24 protein-coding genes are annotated in these 20836 nt (G+C 37.8%); 16 read left to right on the top strand and 8 right to left on the bottom strand.

What is annotated here, in order from left to right; translation table 11 throughout:
• The coding region (locus QZU77_RS06920) for a CPBP family intramembrane glutamic endopeptidase (protein WP_295602044.1) at positions 1–535 on the bottom strand (535 nt) is incomplete at its 3' end.
• A gap of 137 nt (positions 536–672) precedes the next feature.
• Here QZU77_RS06920 and QZU77_RS06915 point away from each other — a divergent pair.
• From QZU77_RS06915 to QZU77_RS06890, 6 genes are all read left to right on the top strand, one after another.
• Positions 673–948, top strand: coding sequence for a 4Fe-4S dicluster domain-containing protein (locus QZU77_RS06915; protein ID WP_295602041.1), 276 nt, complete (start codon positions 673–675; stop codon positions 946–948).
• A 161-nt stretch (positions 949–1109) separates the two neighbouring features.
• Positions 1110–1247, top strand: coding sequence for a hypothetical protein (locus QZU77_RS06910; protein ID WP_295602039.1), 138 nt, complete (start codon positions 1110–1112; stop codon positions 1245–1247).
• Positions 1248–1957: 710 nt separating this feature from the next.
• Complete coding sequence (locus tag QZU77_RS06905) at positions 1958–2224, top strand: DUF6110 family protein (RefSeq protein WP_295602036.1); 267 nt, start codon at positions 1958–1960, stop codon at positions 2222–2224.
• 25 nt (positions 2225–2249) lie between these two features.
• Complete coding sequence (locus QZU77_RS06900) at positions 2250–4397, top strand: heavy metal translocating P-type ATPase (RefSeq protein ID WP_295602033.1); 2148 nt, start codon at positions 2250–2252, stop codon at positions 4395–4397.
• Positions 4398–4488: 91 nt separating this feature from the next.
• Positions 4489–5238: an ABC transporter permease gene (locus QZU77_RS06895; protein WP_295602029.1), complete on the top strand. Its 750-nt coding sequence runs from the start codon at positions 4489–4491 to the stop codon at positions 5236–5238.
• 8 nt (positions 5239–5246) lie between these two features.
• Positions 5247–5999 carry an ABC transporter ATP-binding protein gene (locus QZU77_RS06890; protein ID WP_295602024.1) on the top strand — a complete coding sequence of 251 codons (753 nt, stop codon included), beginning with the start codon at positions 5247–5249 and terminating at the stop codon, positions 5997–5999.
• Between the two features lie 5 nt (positions 6000–6004).
• Here the strand turns inward: QZU77_RS06890 and QZU77_RS06885 are convergent, their stop codons facing one another.
• The 4 genes from QZU77_RS06885 to proS are packed head-to-tail and all read right to left on the bottom strand — an operon-like array spanning position 6005 to position 9219.
• On the bottom strand, positions 6005–6391 hold the full coding sequence (locus tag QZU77_RS06885) for a putative zinc-binding protein (protein WP_295602021.1): 387 nt from the start codon (positions 6389–6391) through the stop codon (positions 6005–6007).
• Positions 6392–6396: 5 nt separating this feature from the next.
• On the bottom strand, positions 6397–7131 hold the full coding sequence (thiD, locus tag QZU77_RS06880; protein ID WP_295602019.1) for a bifunctional hydroxymethylpyrimidine kinase/phosphomethylpyrimidine kinase: 735 nt from the start codon (positions 7129–7131) through the stop codon (positions 6397–6399).
• Positions 7132–7133: 2 nt separating this feature from the next.
• A complete protein-coding gene (gene cofC, locus QZU77_RS06875; RefSeq protein WP_295602016.1) occupies positions 7134–7808 on the bottom strand; it encodes a 2-phospho-L-lactate guanylyltransferase in 675 nt (224 codons plus the stop codon).
• A 7-nt stretch (positions 7809–7815) separates the two neighbouring features.
• Complete coding sequence (gene proS / locus QZU77_RS06870; RefSeq protein ID WP_295602013.1) at positions 7816–9219, bottom strand: proline--tRNA ligase; 1404 nt, start codon at positions 9217–9219, stop codon at positions 7816–7818.
• Positions 9220–9351: 132 nt separating this feature from the next.
• Between proS and QZU77_RS06865 the strand changes: the two genes are divergently transcribed.
• From QZU77_RS06865 to QZU77_RS06850, 4 genes are read left to right on the top strand one after another with little or no spacing between them, the layout of a single operon-like run.
• The gene (locus QZU77_RS06865; protein WP_295602010.1) at positions 9352–10398 is read left to right on the top strand and encodes an NAD(P)-dependent glycerol-1-phosphate dehydrogenase; all 1047 of its coding nucleotides are present in this window, start codon (positions 9352–9354) and stop codon (positions 10396–10398) included.
• On the top strand, positions 10395–10832 hold the full coding sequence (locus QZU77_RS06860) for a UPF0179 family protein (protein ID WP_295602007.1): 438 nt from the start codon (positions 10395–10397) through the stop codon (positions 10830–10832). The genes QZU77_RS06865 and QZU77_RS06860 overlap by 4 nt, the downstream gene beginning before the upstream one ends.
• Complete coding sequence (gene rpiA / locus QZU77_RS06855) at positions 10833–11519, top strand: ribose-5-phosphate isomerase RpiA (RefSeq protein ID WP_295602004.1); 687 nt, start codon at positions 10833–10835, stop codon at positions 11517–11519.
• 8 nt (positions 11520–11527) lie between these two features.
• Complete coding sequence (locus QZU77_RS06850; RefSeq protein ID WP_295602001.1) at positions 11528–11743, top strand: hypothetical protein; 216 nt, start codon at positions 11528–11530, stop codon at positions 11741–11743.
• 45 nt (positions 11744–11788) lie between these two features.
• Here the strand turns inward: QZU77_RS06850 and QZU77_RS06845 are convergent, their stop codons facing one another.
• The gene (locus QZU77_RS06845) at positions 11789–14797 is read right to left on the bottom strand and encodes a right-handed parallel beta-helix repeat-containing protein (RefSeq protein WP_295601998.1); all 3009 of its coding nucleotides are present in this window, start codon (positions 14795–14797) and stop codon (positions 11789–11791) included.
• 414 nt (positions 14798–15211) lie between these two features.
• Between QZU77_RS06845 and QZU77_RS06840 the strand changes: the two genes are divergently transcribed.
• The 4 genes from QZU77_RS06840 to QZU77_RS06825 are packed head-to-tail and all read left to right on the top strand — an operon-like array spanning position 15212 to position 17810.
• The gene (locus QZU77_RS06840; RefSeq protein WP_295601995.1) at positions 15212–16873 is read left to right on the top strand and encodes a right-handed parallel beta-helix repeat-containing protein; all 1662 of its coding nucleotides are present in this window, start codon (positions 15212–15214) and stop codon (positions 16871–16873) included.
• Positions 16874–16928: 55 nt separating this feature from the next.
• On the top strand, positions 16929–17330 hold the full coding sequence (locus tag QZU77_RS06835) for a secondary thiamine-phosphate synthase enzyme YjbQ (protein WP_295601992.1): 402 nt from the start codon (positions 16929–16931) through the stop codon (positions 17328–17330).
• A gap of 37 nt (positions 17331–17367) precedes the next feature.
• On the top strand, positions 17368–17628 hold the full coding sequence (locus QZU77_RS06830) for a winged helix-turn-helix domain-containing protein (protein WP_295601989.1): 261 nt from the start codon (positions 17368–17370) through the stop codon (positions 17626–17628).
• A 41-nt stretch (positions 17629–17669) separates the two neighbouring features.
• A complete protein-coding gene (locus QZU77_RS06825) occupies positions 17670–17810 on the top strand; it encodes a hypothetical protein (RefSeq protein ID WP_295601986.1) in 141 nt (46 codons plus the stop codon).
• An 8-nt stretch (positions 17811–17818) separates the two neighbouring features.
• Here the strand turns inward: QZU77_RS06825 and pheT are convergent, their stop codons facing one another.
• Positions 17819–19477 (bottom strand): phenylalanine--tRNA ligase subunit beta, encoded by a 1659-nt coding sequence (pheT, locus tag QZU77_RS06820; protein ID WP_295601983.1) that lies wholly within the window; start codon positions 19475–19477, stop codon positions 17819–17821.
• 20 nt (positions 19478–19497) lie between these two features.
• The gene (locus QZU77_RS06815; RefSeq protein WP_295601981.1) at positions 19498–19854 is read right to left on the bottom strand and encodes a hypothetical protein; all 357 of its coding nucleotides are present in this window, start codon (positions 19852–19854) and stop codon (positions 19498–19500) included.
• A 199-nt stretch (positions 19855–20053) separates the two neighbouring features.
• Between QZU77_RS06815 and QZU77_RS06810 the strand changes: the two genes are divergently transcribed.
• Both QZU77_RS06810 and QZU77_RS06805 read left to right on the top strand, forming a co-directional pair.
• Positions 20054–20374 (top strand): hypothetical protein, encoded by a 321-nt coding sequence (locus QZU77_RS06810; protein WP_295601979.1) that lies wholly within the window; start codon positions 20054–20056, stop codon positions 20372–20374.
• A 73-nt stretch (positions 20375–20447) separates the two neighbouring features.
• Complete coding sequence (locus QZU77_RS06805; protein ID WP_295601976.1) at positions 20448–20804, top strand: hypothetical protein; 357 nt, start codon at positions 20448–20450, stop codon at positions 20802–20804.
• Positions 20805–20836: the final 32 nt, after the last annotated feature.

Here is a 20836-nt window from a genome sequence, read left to right as displayed (position 1 = left end):
CATGGAACAGTGCGAATATCACTGCAGACAAGACTATTGACACGTTCGCTCCATACTTGATTGTCCGGTCGATGATGAATTTCCTGAATATTATCTCCTCACATACAGGTGCGATAATGCTTATGAGCAACAGGTTCAGCCAGAGGTCTGTGCTGTAAATGAGGTTCTGAACAGGGTTGGATATGTCGTTTTGGATTGCTCCGCTCAGCAGGTTTGTGATTGCCAATCCGATAAGGTTTCCAATCCACATCAATGTCAAGGTGATTCCAATATATGTTATGAATGTTTTGACACCTGCATTATGCTTTTCAATTTTTTGGCTTTCCAGCTTTTTCATTAGCCAGTAGAATATTGGAAACGGCAGTATGTAGTTGCACAATGATGATATTGTGGTGATTATGTTTATGTTTCCTGCCATTGTTGGATTTGTTATTGCCAGGATGTTTAGGATTATGAATTGCAGCACTATTGTGCATATTCCAAATATGAGGTAGTTTGATCCTATCCTTGAGAAAAACTTTTTTGTTGGGTTCATATTTCACACTGCCTTTTTAACTTAATATTTCTGTTCATGTTATTTAATGATAACTAAAAAAATTTAGGCATACCAAAATATTTATATATTTTGGGTAATAAACTAATATTTACTTAAAACGTAAAAGGTGATTGTATTTGAGGCATAGGGGAGGAAATTCATCAATCGGTCTGGAATTGGGCATGCATCTAATCAGTGAATTTTTAAGGACATCTCATAAGTCAAGATGGCGCGTTGGAAATGACATTCACAAATGCACATTGTGCGGCAAATGCCAATTCGTATGTCCGGTCGATGCAATAACAGTAAGTCTGCACAAGAAGACATGGATTTTGAACAACAGGAGATGCAGGCAATGCATGGCATGCATGATAAAATGCCCAATGCGATGTCTGGACCAAGTTCGACTATAACTTTTTAGACATGTATAAATTTAATTTCACTTAACTCGTGTTATATGTTTTGCATTGCCTAAAAAACAATTTTTTAACCGTTTATTTCATATATTACAATTTATTTAAAATATTATTGCTGAGCTAATCGGTGTGTATATAAAATTTCGGAGGGAAGTTATATGGGACGCAGACACAGGCATGGAAGGTCACCTAGTTTGTTGAATTTGCTGATTCCTCATCATCGATCTGCTAGTGTTAATTTAGTTCGTGATGTGGCATTAGGTGCTTTCATTGCTCGTGAAATTATTAAGAAATAATTTTCTTAATTTTTGAGTGGCAGGTTATATTTGTGATATAATCTGTTCACTCTTATTTTTTTAGGTGTGACTTAATTTTCAATGTTTTTTTGAAACAATTAGTTTTAATTAATTTTTTTTAGGTTTAACTTAATTTTAATTGGTTAAATTTAAATATAATGTTGGATTAATTATTTAATTGTATAATCAAAACTTATACCTTTAAAGGCTTTTTAAATTTAAAATTGCTACTTCATGTTTTACATGATTTTACCTCAAGTACACACCTTTGCGTTTTTAAATTTATTGCCTTTATTGTTTAGGCTATTTTTGTGTCTGTTTTTTTAAAATCATACATTTTGATGAGTATTATTTTTTTGGGATAGGCTAAAAATTATTTTGATGGACTTAAATTATTTTTTAGTATAACTAAATCATATCATTTTGATTGGCTTAAAAAAGCTTTTAAATCGATTACTTTAAATATGATGAATTATTTATATGGTAGTGTCAGATAACTGATGTAAATCATGAATATTTTTTAGGTTTGCATAAAGTTTGAGATCAGGTTCAAATATCTTCTATGCTGAGCGGAAGTATATTGTTTCCAGTAACAAAAAATTATGTTTTAGGTATACCTAAAATATTAATATATTGAGAAATAAAATATACTCATTGAAGTTCATTGACTTCAAGATTATATTTAAATAATTAAAAAGGATGGTATTTAAATGAGAAGAGAAGATATTATTAACACTTGTGTAGAACATAAACATGCATTAATTTTTGCAGCAGGAGTCGCAACAGCATTAATTGGAGTAAAAGTCGCAAAATCCAAAACATTCAAAGACGCCACCACCAAAGGAATGGCAGCAGTAATGTCAGCTAAAAAAGATGCTGAAGAATGCTTCCAGGACATGAAAGAAAATGCCGAAGACATTGTTGTTGACGCACATGCTGAAGACAAAAAAGAAATCTACGTTGAATCCAAAGAATAAATGAACTATCATTTTAGGGATTTAAATGAAATATCAAGTAATGCATGATAGCGGATCACGTTTAAGGGTCCGTGCAGGCCAATGGGCTTTCACAAAAGAGGAAGGTTATGGTCTCGCCTCATTACTTTTACAACAGGATTTTATCTACGAAGTTTTCACATCACACAGAAACGGTAGCATAATCATATACTACGAGCAAAGTCACGAAAACAAGCAGAAAATCTTTGATATCTTAAATGGAATCACAATAGATGATTTATTTGAAGCCGAACCGACACAAACCCATGTTTCAAAAGAAATCACTGATGACTTCTACCTGAAACTATCAAAAATGATCGGTCGCAGACTGCTTGGAAGATGGTTCCTCCCATGGCCTATAAAGAATGCATTGACAATCTACCATGCAGTGCATTACGTATGGGAAGGGCTTGACAGCCTGACAGATTTTCGCGTGGATGTGGCTCTGCTTGACGGTGCGGCAGTAACCGGCGCTTTACTGCAAGGCCAATATCAGCCGGCCAGTTCAATGATGTTCTTATTGTCAATCTCCGACGCTTTAGAGGATTATACAGTACAAAAAGCCAAAAGCACTTTGAAAGACAGTTTAGCTTTAAACATTGATACTGTCTGGGTAGTCGGAGAGGACGATGAAGAAAAACAGGTTCCTGCAATGGACATCGCCAAAGGAGATAAAATCAAGGTCCACATGGGTGACGTAATACCTGTGGACGGTAAAGTAGTTGACGGTGAAGGCATGGTTAACGAAGCCTCCATGACTGGAGAGCCGTTGGCGGTTCACAAGACCAATGGAAAAACAGTCCATGCTGGAACTGTAATCGAGGAAGGAAACCTTGTTGTTGAAGTGTACTCAATGAACAAGGAAACCAGATTGAACAAGATCATTGACTTGATTGAAAACTCAGAAGAGCTTAAGGCCGAAACACAAAGCAAGGCTGAAAGGCTGGCTGATTCAATCGTTCCGTACAGTTTCCTTGCAACAGCATTAACATATCTGATTACAAGAAACGCTTCAAAGGCATTGTCAGTGCTTATGGTTGATTTCTCATGTGCAATCAAGCTGACCACTCCATTGTCAGTCATATCTGCAATGCGCGAAGCATCAGACAACAGGATGATGGTTAAGGGTGGAAAGTTCCTTGAAAACTATGCAAATGCAGACACAATAGTCTTTGACAAGACAGGAACCCTCACCAATGCAACCCCGAAAGTTGTAGAGGTCATTCCGATGTCTAAAAGATACAATCGTGATGAAATCCTAAGGATGGCGGCATGCATAGAGGAACACTTCGCACACAGCATTGCAACCGCAATTGTTAAGCAGGCTGAAGAGGAAGGCCTCAAGCATGAGGAAGACCACAGTGAAGTGGAATACATTGTAGCCCATGGTATTGTAACAGAGTATGACGGCAAACGTGCAGTCATAGGATCAGCACACTTCCTCTTTGACGATGAGAAGGTCAAGGTTACCAAGACTCAAGAGAAGAAAATCGATAAGGAAGTGGCAGAGCACTCCGTCGTATACCTTGCAATCGACGGCAAGCTTGAAGGATTGATCTGCATCGATGATCCTGTTCGTGAAGAGGCAAAATACGTAATTGAAGAGTTGAAATCATTAGGCATTGAACATGTAATAATGCTTACCGGAGACAGTGAAAGCGGCGCTAAAGCAGGTGCTAAGGCATTGGGAATCACCGAATACAAGTCACAAGTGCTCCCAGAGGATAAATCCAGAATAGTTAAGGAACTCAAAGAAGAGGGAAGAACTGTGATAATGGTTGGTGACGGTATCAATGATTCACCTGCGCTGGCTGAGGCTGATGTGTCAGTTTCAATGAAGAATTCATCCGACATTGCCCGTGAAGTCGCCGACATCTCGCTATTGTCCGATAATCTCTACGACCTTGTGACATTAAGGAAGCTGAGCACTGGAATGTTGGATAAAATCAACGCCAACTACCGCAATATCGTTGCGGTTAACGGTTCGCTCCTGGTTTTAGGTGTGATGGGTGTTATTCCACCGTCAACATCCTCAATGATACATAACTTGTCCACAATGCTGTTTGGTGTGATGAGCACTAAATCCGTTTTGAAGGAGAATGATTTCGGCAATGACATTGAAGTGGAGGCCATTGAAGTGGCCGATGCTTCATAATTTTTTTTTCTTTTTTTCTTGAATTTTTTTAAAGTTTTTATATTATTAAATCAATAATTAATAGTGTATAAAAATTTTATTAAGTGATGTAATGTTTAAAAATTATAATAATAAATTTATTCCATTGATTTTACCAATCTTGATAATCATATTCTGGTATTTGATTACTGAAGGATTAGGATTGGTCAATCCTTATATTCTCCCGGGTCCGATTACAGTATGTCAATCAGCCTGGAGTTTAATATTGTCTGGAAAGCTTTTAACCAACACATTAGATACATTATATAAGGTATTCGGCGGTTTGATTTTAGCATCCATTGTCGCCATACCTTTAGGTATCCTGCTTGGATGGTATAAGACCCTTGAGGATATCGCCACACTCGTCATCAGTGTGCTGAGACCAATTCCTCCGGTTGCATGGATTCCGTTTTCAATCCTATGGTTCGGTATAGGAATGTTTCCAGCAGTATTCATCATTTTCATGGGTTGCGTATTCCCAATTCTTGTTTATACAATTGATGGGGTAAAAAGAACAGATAAGGTTTTAATAGAATCCGCTCAAACATTAGGGGCAAGCGACTGGAATGTTTTAAGAAGAGTAATATTGCCGTCAGCTGTTCCTTATGTGGTGTCCGGTTTGAAAGTGGGTATTGGTATTGCCTTGATGTGTACCATCTCTGCTGAGATGGTTGGTTCAAGCAGCGGTTTAGGTTACATGATTCTAACAGCCACCAGCCTGTTCGATCCGGGTACAACAGTAGTTGGTATGTTGGACATTGGTTTGATTGGTATCATATTTGATTATGTATTTACCAAAGCACAAGAAAGGATATTCTGGTAGGTGTTAACGTGTCAATTGAAGTTAAAAATATTAATAAATCATTTAAAAGCAAGAAAACTAATCAATTATCTGTTTTGGAAAACATTAATCTTACAATTGATGATGGTGAACTGGTATGTCTTTTAGGACCATCCGGTTGCGGCAAGACAACACTCTTAAGATTGATAGCAGGTCTTGACCAGCCTACCTCCGGTGAAATCATTGCCAACGGCGAGAAGGTTACAAAACCGTCAGGTGACAGGGCAGTAATCTTCCAGCAGTATTCCTTGTTCCCATGGCTCACAGTCTTGCAGAACGTTACCTTCGGTTTGGAGATGACAAAAAAAGGATCCAAGGAGGAGAACATTGCAGCTGCAGAAAGATACCTTACAAGTGTCGGTTTAATAGACTTTAAGGATAGCTATCCCCATGAATTGTCAGGAGGTATGAAGCAAAGGGTTGCAATTATCAGGTCATTGCTTAACCATTCACCTATACTTCTGATGGATGAGCCGTTTTCCGCATTGGATATGCAGAATAGGCACAAGCTTCAATCACAGCTTATCGGTGTTTGGAAAAGGTTCGAAAACACAATAGTTTTCGTGACACACGATGTTGACGAGGCAGTGTATCTTGCAGACAAGATTGTGATTCTCGACAAGAACCCTGGCAGAATTGCAAACATCATTGATGTCGATATTGAAAGGCCAAGAAAAAGAGATTCCGAAGAGTTCATTGCCCTTCAGGAAACAATTGTTAAAGATTTGGATATGGGAGATTAGTTGGATTAACTATCTTCTAACTCATTTTTTATTTTCAAAATTTCATTTTTAATAATACTTACACATTTTTCATCATTTTCATTGATTCTAACAGTACATTCAGCTTTTAAACCGTGCTTTTTTAATAACTCTTTAACGTTAAGGTTATATTCGACTGTAGCATTTTTGGTTTTCAGGGTACTTTCAGGACAGCAGTTATCGCACCCGTTTACTGCGATGACATCATGGTTTTTTGCAAGGTCAATGAACTTCCCGAAATTCCCTCCGCTTGCCACAATGCAACAGTATTCAATGTCATCATGCTCAACGGATAAGTCAAAAACACTAACACGTGACACCTCTCCACGGGGATTCATGCCGCTGCAAGCGCATAAAACAGTTTTTTCATTCATATCAATCATAACTTGGCTATCAATGTGCCATAATTCCCATTTTTTATTCCTTCATATACATAATCCAATGCCTTTAAGATTGAATCATGCAAATCATTGTCTTTTGCTAAATAAGCTGTAATTGCTGCGGATAAATTACAACCGGTACCGTGAAGGTTATCCGTGTCAATTAGTTCCTGCTTGACAATTGAGGTTTCCCCGTCAATATTGATGGTATTGAATCCGTCGAGATGGCCTCCGGTAATCAGGCTGTCGCATTTGATGTTTTCAGTGGCTTTAATTGCATCTTCTTTGGTGCTGATTTTAAACCCGGTTAATTTTTCAGCCTCACTAACGTTTGGTGTGGCTAATATGGCATTAGGCAATAAATATCTATTTAACGCATCAGCCAAATCCTCACGGGTCAAATCCCCTCCTGAAGTGGCAACCATGACTGGGTCAACAACAGCCTTCAAATCGTACTTCCTGATTTTTCGAGAAACCAGCTTGATAATTTCGGGTGAATAGAGCATTCCAGTCTTGATGAATTCAACCTCATAGCTATCCATCACACTATCAATCTGTTCAGAGATATATTCCTTGCTGACAGGTTGGGTGGAAAAGAACCTGTAAGGGTTTTGCGCTGTAAGTGCAGTCACAATCCCTGTTCCATAAACACCGATTGCCTGGAAAGTCTTTAAATCCGCAAAAACGCCTGCGCCGGCTGATGGGTCGACGCCTGCAATGCTCATCACAATCATGATCATTCATCTCTTGTGACTTTAATCCTTTCAGATCCTCGGAATGGTTCAAAAGTCACCTTCAATTCCTTCAGGTAGCGTCTTGTATGGGTCTTGTCACCATGAATCATGATTTCACCAAGATCTTCAGTGGTGTTAACGTCCAATGCCATGAAGAATGAATCATGAACCTGAGGGTTTAGCTTTTTCCTTTCGGCAGCTTGAACATGCTCCTTATAGCTGAAGCCTTCAAACCTTGTGCGTATGGCCATAGGCTTCATAATAATCATGTTTGTACCGCCTCCTTTGGCAGGGACTATGATGAAGTCCAGGCTTTTGGAAGCGTCAATAAGCATCTGAATATTGGTTTTGCCGATTAGCGGAATGTCAGATGGCACGATGATGATTTTTTTAGCCTTGCCCTTGCAGTGTTTCATTGCCTGTGTCAGTGCCTTGTTAAGGTTGGAATTGTCGTTTTCAAGGATTGTGTTGACGTTAAGGCTTTCCGCATAGCTCAACACATCCTCATCACGGCTTATGATGAATATCTTGTCGACATGTTTTTTCAGGGTGTCTGTCACATCATGAAGCATTGCCTTTAGGAGTTTTTCCCTTTCCTCTTCTGAAAGGAAAGGTGACAATCTTGTTTTAGCGTTCTTGAACTTTGTCACAGGTATTATTGCGTAGATGTCATCCATGGTATCACTAGTATGTTTTAGCGATTAGTGCAATGTATTTCGCATCCTTGCCGCTGGCTATGCATTTGCCTTCGAACACTTCCTCCTGGATTCCTAAAACATCATAACCTGTCTTCTCTTCAATTTCATGTCCAACTTCCTCTTCTCCGCACCAGTAGAAGCGAACGACATTTCCAGCTTCAACTAGTTCTGGAATCTCATCAATGTTTTCTGTGAATTTCACATGTTCTTCTTGGAAGTCCCATGATTGTGAGGATAGGTTCTCGGAGGATTTTTCAAGCAAGTCAAGCACCTTGTCGGCTAGTGTGTCATCCAGTGGCAATTCGATTTTCTCTTCGATGTCCCTTTGCATTGCAATTGTGATGTTGTTTTCCAAATCACGTGGTCCAAGCTCGAGCTTGATTGGGGTTCCCTTCAACTCCCAGTCGTTGAATTTCTTGCCCGGTCTGATGTCACGGTCATCAAGGTTGACCCTCAATCCTTTTGCTTCCAGTTGCTCCTTGATTTCTGCACATTTTGCAAGGACTTCCTCTTTTCCCTTCTTGAAGAGTATAGGTATGATTGTCACTTGTTTCGGTGATACTTTTGGAGGCAGTCTCAATCCCTTGTCGTCCCCATGCATTCCAATGACTGATGCGATTACCCTGTCGGACAATCCTGCACAGGTTTGATATACAAGCTTATGTTCTCCGTCCTTGTCTTCAAAGGTTATGTCGAAGGTTTTAGCGAAGGTCTGGCCTAAGTTATGGATTGTACCAATCTGGAGTGTTTTGCCGTTTGGCATTATCACGTCAAAAGCCATTGTGTAGTCTGCACCTGGGAACTTGTCCCATTCAGGTCTTTTGGAAATCAGGTAAGCCAGTCCCAGGTCATCGAAGAATTCCTTGTACATTTCAATGAAGTCTTCAACCTGCTCGTCGGATTCCTCTTTAGTGGCGTGAGCGGTATGTGCTTCCTTGAATGTTGTGATTTCCCTAACCCTTATCAATGGGCGGGTGTGTTTTGTCTCGTACCTGAAAGTGTTTACAATCTGATACATTTTGATTGGAAGGTCAATGTGTGTCCTGATCCATAATGAGTACATCGGGTATATTGCGGTTTCACTGGTTGGCCTCAATGCCAATTGTTCGTTCAAATCCCTTTGACCACCTTTGGTTACCCAGTAAACTTCATCCTCAAATCCCTTAACGTGTATTCCTTCCTTTGCAAGTTCGCTTTCAGGAACAAGCATTGGAAAGAGGACTTCATCATGGTCCTTGTCCAATAGGTTTTTAATAATGTTCATTGAGTGCTTTCTTATCTGAAAACCGTATGGTCTCCAAACCGCCATTCCCTTAATCGGGTATCTTGAATCGGTAATGTCTGCTTGCTCTAAAATGTCATGAAACCATTCATCAAAATTTTCCACCATATCACCTATAAATGTAATTTTTTATAATGTTTAATTATCTGTTTTTAATTAGTATTAAATCTATTCAAAAGAAAGTTATTTATAATTATTTTATACAAATATAATATTGTATAATTTGTTTTAGGAGATATTATGAGCGACAGGAAAATACAAATGCCTCGTGAAGTTTACATCGATCCGGGTATCATAAGAAATACTGCGGAAATATGCAAGACTTTGCGCCTGGATAAAAAGATTTTAATCGTTACAGGCAAGCACACATATGATATAGGTGCCCTGCCAGTAATGGAAAGCCTTGAAAAAGCAGACATTCCCTTCGACGTTACAAAAGTGGATAGGGCAACCTATGAATCAATATCCGAAGTTGAGGAATTGATCACACCCGACACTACCGTTTTAGGGATAGGTGGCGGAAAGGTGATTGACGTTGCCAAGCTCTCTTCACACAATCAGGGCGTATACTTCGTATCCATGCCGACAACCGCTTCACATGATGGTATTGTATCTCCTTTAGCTTCAATTAAAGACCCTAACACTTCAACATCCGCCAAGGCACAGTCTCCAATAGCGGTGATAGCCGACACTGAAATCATTGCGCAATCCCCATTCAGACTATTGTCTGCAGGTTGTGCCGATTTGATAGCCAACTTCACTGCAATCAAGGATTGGGAATTGGCCCATAGGCTAAAACATGAGCCTATAAGCGAGTCAGCAGCGGCACTGTCCATAATGTCAGCCCATCTAATCACCGACAATGTGGCAAACATCAAGCCGAACCTTGAGGCAAGCGCAAGGATAGTTATGAAATCCCTCTTCAGCGGAGGAATGGCAATAAGCATTGCAGGCTCATCACGTCCGGCAAGCGGATCAGAGCATCTCTTCTCACATGCCCTTGACAAGATCCTTGACAAGCCGGCATTGCATGGTGAGCAGTGCGGAATAGGCACAATACTAATGATGTACCTTCACGGCGGTGACTGGAAGGCAATAAGGAATGCTCTTGAAGCCGTTCAAGCACCAACCACAGCTAAAGAAGTTGGAATAGCTGACGAGGACATTATTGAAGCGTTGATGATGGCTCATAAAATCAGACCTGAAAGATACACAATACTGGGAGACAATGGTATTTCAAAAGATGCAGCATATGAACTGGCTCAGAAAACAGGAGTGATTGGATGATTACATTGATAGGAAAAGATTTGGCAAAAGAAGGTCAGGAATTCGTATTTCTAGGTCCTGCTGATGATTGTGAAAACTGTAGATTCAAATCATCTTGTATTGGAAACTTGGAGCTAAACCGCAAATACGTAGTAAAAGAAGTTAAGGAAAACGAACAGAAATGCCCAATACACGCGGAAGGTACAGTAATACCAGTGGAGGTTGAATTGGCGCAAATCGACTTGTTGACCGCTTCAAAAAACATTTTTGAAGGATCAACATTCACCTATAATGCTCCTGATTGTGATGAAAACTGTGATTTCCACGACTTGTGCTTCCCAGATGGATTAATCGAAAATGATAAGTGCATAGTGTTGGATAATGGTGGAAAACACAAGGAAGAATGTAAAAAAGGTTATAGACTTAATAAATTAACATTAGGATTCGTGATTTAAATGAAAAATACTAGCGGTAACAGTTCCAGCAAGAAGAATGCCGGTTATAAGGCTGCAGAATACGTGGAAGACGGAATGGTTTTAGGATTAGGAACCGGCTCAACAACCCATTTCTTCATTGAAAAAGTGGGAATGAGAATCCGTGACGAAGGAATCAAAGTAATGGGCATACCAACATCATTCCAATCATTATTAATTGCAAAGGAATGGAACATTCCAATCACTACTCTCGAGGAACATGACATTGACCTGTCAGTTGACGGGGCAGATGAAGTGGACTGCGATTTCAACCTGATCAAAGGGGGAGGGGCAGCTCACACAAAGGAGAAAATCGTTGATTATGCTGCGGACAAATTCATCGTCATCGTCGATGAGTCCAAGGTCGTTGAAGAGTTGGGAACTTTCCCTGTTCCGGTGGAAGTGCTTCCTGACGCATCACGCATGGTAATCAAAACCCTTGAGGATATGGGTGCAACATGTGAGATAAGGATGGCTCAAAGAAAGGACGGGCCTGTAATCACCGACAACGGAAACTTTGTCATAGATGCAAAATTCGACAATATAGAATCCCCTGCACACCTTGAAATCGACCTGAACTCAATACCGGGAGTGGTCGAGAACGGAATATTCTCACAGATGGTTGACAAGGTAATCATCGGAACCGATGACGGAACCAAGGAATTGTAGTGATAAAAATGAACATGTTCATACCTCCTGAATTGAAGGACCTGCTATATAAGATACTCCTCATATTTGGGGTTATAATAGTTATCTATGGTGTGCTGTGGCTGCTTGTGACTCTTGGACTGATACCTGCTTTGGTAGCGGCATTGTTCCCACAGGTGGTTATAATAATCATAGGATTGTTCATAATCTACACTGCAATCGACCGCAGAAACAATCATTATTAAATTATTTCAAAAAAAGAATTAAAAAGAGATTATAATTAATCTCTTCTATTTTTTAACTGTCAATTTCACTTTTTTAGTTGCCTTGTTAAAGAATTTGTCGCCTGCAAATGTAATGGCGGCAGTGTGTTTGCCCTTTTTGGTTAATTTCTTAAGGTTGAATGTTGCCTTACCTTTAGCATTTGTTTTAGCAGTGTATTTCTTGCCTTTAACTTTAAGGATAACTTTAGCTTTGGATATTGCCTTGCCTGATTTGGATTTCAATGTGATGCTGTATTTTTTAGACTTTTTGACTTTGAAGGTTTTCTTTTTAGCAGTAATCTTGGCTGCTTCCTTGGTCACTTTAATTGTTGCGGTCTTAGTTGATGCCTTGTATGCATTATCTCCTGCAAAGCTGATTGTTGCTTTTAGGGAACCTGTTTTTGAAGCTTTTAAAGTTAAGGTTGCAATACCTTTGTCATTGGTTGATGCTTTTAAGGTTTGGCCATTGAAATCAACAATGATTTCTTTACCTGAAATGACTTTGCCATTAGCATCCTTAAGGGTTATTTGGTATGATGAACCTTTAGCGATAGCTTGCAGGTATAAGGTAGGATTGGATGCTGTTAATGCAGTGTCAAGTCTATCATCAGTAACGTTAATTGCAGCAACTGCGTTTCCAGCTTTATAGTTGTAGTTGCTCGCTGTATGTATGCTGGCCTCGTAGGTTCCTGAGGTTAACATTAGGTCAATTGATGCAGTACCGTTTTCATCTGTAGTGAATTCTTTAACTTCTCCATTAATGGTAACAGTTCCAGCTTTGTTTGCTATTGCTTTACCGGTAATGTCTTTTAAAGTAATTTCTAAACTGCCCTTTTTGTATCCGACATTCACTGCTTTTGCGGTTAAGTTCACTGCTTTGGAATCGCTGTAGGTTCCTTGCACTTTCACTCCGACTTTATCATAATACTTGTTTTCTGATTTCACAAGGAAGAATTCAAATGTAGGTGGGAAAGGCAATTTGTCAGGCTTGTAGGTATTTTTGCCGATTGTGACATTGTAGTATCCTCCTCCAAGAATGATTGCGATTCTGCTTCCGCTTAAAGCATTGTCAAATATGTATTCATTACCTGATCCGTAACATGTTATTGAACTGATTTTTGAGTTCAGTATAGTGTTTCCATAAACTTTGTGTCCTGAGGAGTGCAGGAGGAAAATTCCTTCTTTTGAACCGGAAACGGTGTTGTTGAATACTGTAACGTTTGTTCCTTGAGTGAATCTTACATCAATACCATGGTTGTATGCATTGGTGAGTGTATTATTTGCAATTATTGAATTTTTAGACCCAAAGCATAATATTCCTGTTGTAAATTGGTTGCTTAATCTATTATTGGTGATTATTGCATTAGGGCGACCGTTTTGTCTTTCCCCAATATACATTCCCCATGATGCTCCTTCAATATTACAGTGGGTAATTGTCAAATCTTCACTGAGGATGGAATAAATTCCTGCAGTGCAATACTCTCTTGTATTTCCAGTTATTTCGGTAGGATTATATCCAGGATATTTGCATAGTATATTCAAGTCGCTTATTAGCGCATTTGTGTTATTTACAGAGTATAACACTGCTAGATAGGAAATTCCATATCCTCCCTCATTAGTTTTTTTATTGATTTTTTCTGGAACTAAGCTTAAATTTGCTGAGTCATAACTGATTAATGTCGCATTATTTCCGATTATTTTAATATTTTTATCAATATAAATAGAAATGTTTTCAAATACTGCATTTTTTTCAAAGAATAATGTGTCCCCATCTTCTAAAGCATTGATTGCCTTTTGGATTTCATCATTGGTCATTCCAGCTTTTATTGTAGTATTTTTACCGGTTGGGGTTAAAATATTATCGTAATCGATAACGATTGGTCCTGGAACTTCAATTTCACTGTATTCGGTGTAGGTTACATTAGATATGCTGCTGTCAGTGTGTGTGCCCATCATGGAATCCATACTTGCATAATCTCCTTTTGCTTCAGCAACATAATATTGGAATGATGGTGGGAATGGGAGTTCATCAATTTTCCATTCGTTTTTACCAATTGTGACGTTATTGTATCCGGTATAGGTTCCTCCGACTGGCTGGCCTCCTCCTAGAAGGATTCCTATTCTTGAATTGTGTAATTTATTGTTTTCTATAGTGATGTGGCTTGCACCGCAACAGGTGATTGAGCTTAATGTACAGTTGATTATTGTATTTCCGGTTACTGTGTGTTTTGCAGAGTGCAACAGATAAATTCCTTCTTTTGAACCGATTACAGTATTGTTTAAAACTTTCACTGCAGGTCCAAGACCGTGTCTTACATCTATTCCATGGTTTTTAGCATTTGTTACTGTATTGTTTCTTATTATTGTTCTTGGTGATTGGAAGTTGAAGATTCCTGTAATCAACTGATTTTTAACAGTATTCTTCTCTATTATTCCGTCTGCACAGTTCTGGAACCAGATACCCCAGGAGCATCCGTCAATTGTTGTGTTGGTTATTGTTGTTTGATTGGATTTGTAATTATAAATTACGCAGTTGCTGTATCTTGCATCTCCTCCTTTGTCAGTTCCGCTGTTTTCACCGGCAACAATGCTAATGTCTTTTAAGACTAATCCTTTTGTTTCAAGAATGTATAATGTTGCGAAGTTTGTGATCGCGTATCCTCCAGTGCTTGTGGTGTTTCTGATTATGTCTGGAGTAGTGTTTTCGGATGGTCTGTCGTAACCGTATAATGTTGATCCGTTACCATTGATGGTCACGCTTTTATTCACATAGATGCAAATGTCCTTATATTCTCCTTTTTGGAAATTCAATGTGTCTCCATCTTCGAGCATGTTTATTTTTTCTTGAATTTGCTCATTAGTGTCTGTAGTCTCAATTGTAACCTCTTTTGCAGTCAGAGTATTTGAATCTTCTATTTCTAGAATGTCATTTGTTGTATCATCGTCTTCAGTGATTGTTTCTGCTGATACAATGCTTGCACTTAAGAATACAATTAATACTAAGAATATAGTTAATATTAAAGTCTTTTTATGCATTTTTATCCTCTTTTAATTAGTTTAGTTTGATTACTTAACTTAATAATATTAAAATTTCACTCGATAAGTAACAAAGTATAGTTTGATTTTTATATTATTTAAATGGAAATGTCTTAAATTTTTAATATAACTCTGTTAATCATATTTTATTTATTGTAATTAGTTTTATAACGCTATGATCCTTGAATATAATACTGTTATATTGGTTAGATTTATATATATTCAATATCAAAATAATAATCGATAATCAATTTAATTCATTTTGATAATTCTTTTAATTCAAAAAGAAAAATATTCAAATTAATGGTTGATTATAAAAATAATGGTTAGGAAGTTTAAAATATGAATAAAAAAGCATTTAATCTTTTTTTCATATCATTACTATTCTTATTATTGCTTTCATCAGTTAGTGCTATGGATAATCAAGATGACAATATGACTGTTAGTTCTAGTGGAAACAATCCGATTACAATCACTTCAGAATTGTCAAACGACGATATCCAGTCAAAATTTGACAATGCCAAAGATGGAGACACATTCCAATTTATAGATGATGAATATCAGGATATTTCATTAGTCGTGGACAAAAAATTAAACATTGTCTCAAAGCATAACAGCATAATTCATGCATCAGATAAGATAACTTATAAGGCTAAGAATTTAGGAATAGACAAAACTTTCGGATTTTACTTTACATCAAAAGCGGCAGGAAGTGTTCTGTCAGGAATAACTATCATTGCTTCCAAAAGTGATTATGGAATTGTTGTAGACAACACCAAAAATGTCAGAATCAATAACAACAATGTCACTAACGGGGGAAATTGTGTTTTAATCAAAAACTCAGAAAGGATTTCACTGTTGAACAATGACATTTCAAAAGCCGCCAATAACGGGGTGCAGCTCCAAGACTCTAAAAGCTGCTTAATCAAAAGCAATGAAATATCATACAACGGATTGTCAGGGATTGAAACATCAAACATAGCTTACTGCAATATCACAAACAATGCGATACATCATAATGGATTGAATGGTATTTCAACATTCAACAAATCCTCACACACATTAATCGACGGCAACAACATTTATGAAAATACAAACGGATTATACCTCAACTCAACATCCACAAATGATGTAGTTGAAAAGAATTCATTAACACATAACCGGAAAAATCCACGTTCAATAATGGGAGGATTTGAAACAGGAAACGGCCTTTTATTCGGTGCAGGATTCAAAAGCAAAGGTAACTCAATACTTCAAGTCGAGCACAACTACCTTGCCCATAACGAATTTTATCAAGCTAAAAACTATTGGGAAAATGAAAATTTTGAACTGGGTCAGAACTGGTATAATTCAAACGATCCCTCAAATACATTTGTATGTCCAAGGCTTTTAGCATCACTAATGAGATTGGATTCCTTTTCAGTAAGCAATACCTTAACATTCCAATTAAGGGATTCATCCGGCAGGGCAGTGAATGATTTTGCAACATTCCAGACAAGAGTCAATGTGGACGGAAATCAATATACTGTAACATTCACTAACGGTAAAGCAACAGTCGAAGGATTGGACCCTAACGTTGACCATGATGTTGAAGTGGAAATAGCTAATGAATTTTATAAATATCCTGTTAGAAAAGCCTCTGGTGATGAGGGTGAATCCCAAGATTCGCAAACTTCATCAAATGATGGGCAAAAGGGATCTAATTCAGAGGGACATGATGGGACTTCTGAAGTTCAAGGAAATTCAAACTATCAGGGAAGCTCTTCCGGTGGAAACTCTTCAGGATCACACGTATCCAATTCCGACAAATCCGGAAATTATGGAACAAACAGTTCCACAATTCCCTCACAGGACACTTCTGATAACGGTCAGGATGCATTATCCAATGGGGATTTGAATGCAGGTGACTCAGGAAGTGGCGATTCATCTCAAGAGGGAAAAGCATACCAATTAATTCCTCCAGTTACAACATCAAAAGAGCTGACAAATACATCAGGTCTTGTCGTGTTGGCTATCCTGTCCATAATGGGATGCCTTATTTATGGGTATTGGCGTAAAGATGAATTCGAAGAATAGATTTTCCTTTTCTTTTTTTCTTTTATTTATACTTGGATTTACAAATCATTAACTAATGTTATCTCAAAAAACAATTATATTAAACACTATTAAGAACTTTGAAATAATAGACATCACATCCCAAATCAATGACCTGATTGATATCGACAATGGAATCATCTCCATATTTTCAAGACACTCCACAACAGCCATTGTGGTCAATGAGAATGAAGCGGGATTGTTGAGGGATTTGGAATTCACCTTGGACAATCTGATTGGCGATAAGTTCACCTATCAGCATGACCGTATCGATGACAATGCCCGCTCACACTTGAAATCATTCATATTATCATCCAGCGAGTGCCTGCCGATCCGGAATTCAAGACTTGACTTGGGCACATGGCAGTCAGTTTTCTTCATCGAGCTTGACGGGCCAAGGCATAATAGACAAATAAGTTTAACAATGATGGGGGAATAATATATTATTAAAATGTGGATAAATGGAGGAAAAAATTATGGATGATGAAACACTTAAGGTTTATGGTTATGTTATAAGCTCCTCTTACCGTGAAAAATCCGTCAAATCACTGAATGAGTCAAATAAGATACCAACTGACTTGGCGGAAGATATTGGAGTTAGGTCAAACCATATATCCAAGGTTTTGCGTGAACTCAAGGATTGCGGCGTTGCTGAATGCATCAATGAGGAAAAGCGCAAGAACAGAATCTACAGATTAACACCAAAAGGCGAAGATATAGCCGAACTTATAGGTTAATCCATTTAAAAAAATAATTTCATGATGATGGTGGTTTTAAATTGAGAAAATGGACAATAATTCTAGTACTTGTAATTGTATTATTGTTGATTTTCATACTAGTTTTCAATAATTATGATGCCACACCAGCGGTGAGCAACTACTCCCAAATGGAAACCCAAATGAGAAAATTATGGTATTGAAAGCGAATCTATTTATTGATAAATTCGATTTCAAAAGCGATTACCGGATAATCCAAGGTGAAATTTGTAATAACTTCAGGGGAAACCTCACCAAAGAACCCTTCAATCCTACCTTTTTGAGCCTCACCGGTAACATCAGCAACCCTACCTTCAATGAAAGTCCTGTTTTCACTGTCACCAATCTCCATAGTGTATCCAAGATTGGATAAAACACTGGTTACAACGGATTTTATCTCGGTAAAGTTTGCATGTGAATGGCAGATTACGCCAGCTAATTTTTTGGATGAAACGGTCTTATTTTCTTTACTTTCATCTAAATATAAGACATCACCAATCTCAAATATCTTCTGAGGCAAGTCCTCATGCTTGTTGTCTTCTAAGAATTCCATGAGGCTATTAATCAAGCTGGTCCTAATCATTGTCCTGTCAATGGTAATGGGCCTTGCAACCTGCACATGAGGCTTTTCTTCCTGATTCATTTTAGTGTAATGGGCATCTTCACTGGTTAGCATCAGGCTCATAACTTCCTGGAATCCTAAACCAACCATGACTTCACGGATTGTTGATTCAGCCTTAAACCAATCATTCTCATAAGCTACAGTGTTGATTTCAGGCAATTTCGCCTCAACAGAATTGATATGGTACTGTACGGCAATGTTTTCAACAATATCCACTTCATGAAGAATGTCAACACGATAAGCCGGAATGATTGCCTTGACCTCATTGTCATCAATGATTTCAGCATCGAAACGTGCCTTGTACAACAGTTCCTTAATGTCCTTGGCGGTCAATTCGGTTCCTCCGATAAGGCTGTTTGCAGTGTCAACATGAACATTCATTTCCTGCGGTGTCAAATCCGGACTGACAATGGTCTTGTCCTCGTACTTGACTTCCATGCTTTTGATTTGACCTCCGACCTCTGCAAAGGAGGAGCAGATGATGTTCAATGCCTGGTTTACTGCACGCTCATCAGTGCCTGTGACGTCAACTATGATGTTGTGAGTGTCTTCCTTGATTTTGGTCAACTCGCCGTTGATGATAGGGGGCATGGACAGTACCTGATTGTCCTTGTCAAGAATCAACGGGTACTTGTCGAAATCCTCAATCAAATGAGCATAATCCTTGCCCTTGTCATGTTCGGTTAAAATTTCATCTGGAGTCATTTCAATGTCCTTTTCCAGTGGGACAAAAGCATTTTCATCTTTAGGGGTTGCAATATACTTGAATGGAGCGTTGACAACATCGGCGTTATGGATACCGATAGCTACCTTTTTCCTATCCCTTCCGATAACCCAATGGAGGTTTTCCTGGAAATCCATAATGTATTTCAGCTTGTCGCCAGTGAAATCAACGTTATCGATTTTGGCAAATGCGATATATGGCCTAATGGCTGCCACATCAGCCTCAACGATGACTTCCTCATTGGAAGGAACCACCTTATAGTCAGGCAATCCCACTTCCTGGCCTATGAAGCCTTTAAAAGATCTAGCCACTCCCTCGACGGATAGGTTGTCCGGACGGTTTGGGAAAAATTCCACTTTGATTTCCTCATCATCATAATCCTCAATGTCACTGGACATCATCGGCAGGGTGTCTATTAATTCGTCTTTTTCCATATCGATTCCTAAATCTTTTAAATCCTCATATTTAAATGTTATAACTGGCATTTAATAACTCCATTTAATTTCTATAATCCATAAACTAAAATAAAGAACAGAGACTCAATTACAAAATGCAACGCTCTATGTTCCAGCTCACCCATATCTCGAATGAATATTGTATGGGTCACGTCTATTGCAAAATGAACAAGGGCCGCTAGTATTCCAATAATAGGGTTTAGGAAAACTATTGACAGTATTACGAAATGGAATCCTGCCTCCATAATCTCATGGGTAAGCCATGTCTGCCATGTGGAATGGGTTGATTGCTGAATCAAGCCTCCGAGCAGAATGTAGAAGTTGTTCAACACCTTCCACATCAGTGTAGTGTGCAGTATGTCACTAATGGCCAATACGACAGCAACATAAAACCATATTAAGTTCATAATCTAACAGTCCTCTTATTAATTGATAATATTAATAATATGATTTTATTATATAATATAGTTAACTATCAAGCATTGTTGCCACAGTGAAATATTGCCTTCACCATGAAAAATTGTTTTAACCCTGAAATATTGCTCCGATTTATAACTAGACGTTTTATATAATTTGAATTATAAAACTATATTCGGTGCATTAAGTATGATTAAATTAAGGGCATCTTCAATTTTAAAAAATTTTTTCAGCAGATTAAACTCATTAAGTTCGTTTGATTTGGATGATATAAATGTTGAAATTGAGAAAGTTCCAACATCAGATGAGTTATTAACAAATGCTGTTGCTAAATATGTTAATTTTGAAAAAGTCATTCTAATAGCAATATATCATTTGATCAATACTCAAAATGCTAATAAGGAATACCTGACAATATTGACAAAAGATTTAAGATTGATATGTGATTTGGTCGAAGGAGTTGAAGGAGATGTGGAAATTCCTAATCATGTAAAAAAAAGAACCGGTTAATAATATTTTTTTAACATGTCATAATCATTTTCAAAAAGCGATAATTCCATCTTCAAATGATTTTAAAAATGCCATGTTGCCTAAGATTAAATTCACCATTATTGTTTCTGAAAATCACATTGGTATAATAGTTAATGAATTAGGTGAAAAATTCAATAATTTTTCTAAATTTGAAAAAATTGATTTTAAAAATAATTGGAAATCTTATAAAGAATATATAATGTTTTGTTTAGCAAATGATTGTCCTAATGAGGTATTTAAATTTTACAATGACGAGTATTCCGATGAGGAATTTCAGAAATTTTTTGAAAAGTACGTTGGTGAAAATATTTCCAAGTTTGTGGATGAATTCAATATAAGATTCGGCAATGTTGAAATCCTAAAATTTTTTTCACTTGAAATTTCACATCGATGTGATTTCTTGATGTAAAATTAGTATTTCTTAGATTTGCTCAATATATG

Source organism: uncultured Methanobrevibacter sp. (assembly GCF_902774605.1).
Taxonomy (GTDB): domain Archaea; phylum Methanobacteriota; class Methanobacteria; order Methanobacteriales; family Methanobacteriaceae; genus Methanocatella.
The sequence above is the reverse complement of the archived record's forward strand: the minus strand, read 5'-3'. Positions and strand labels throughout refer to the sequence as shown.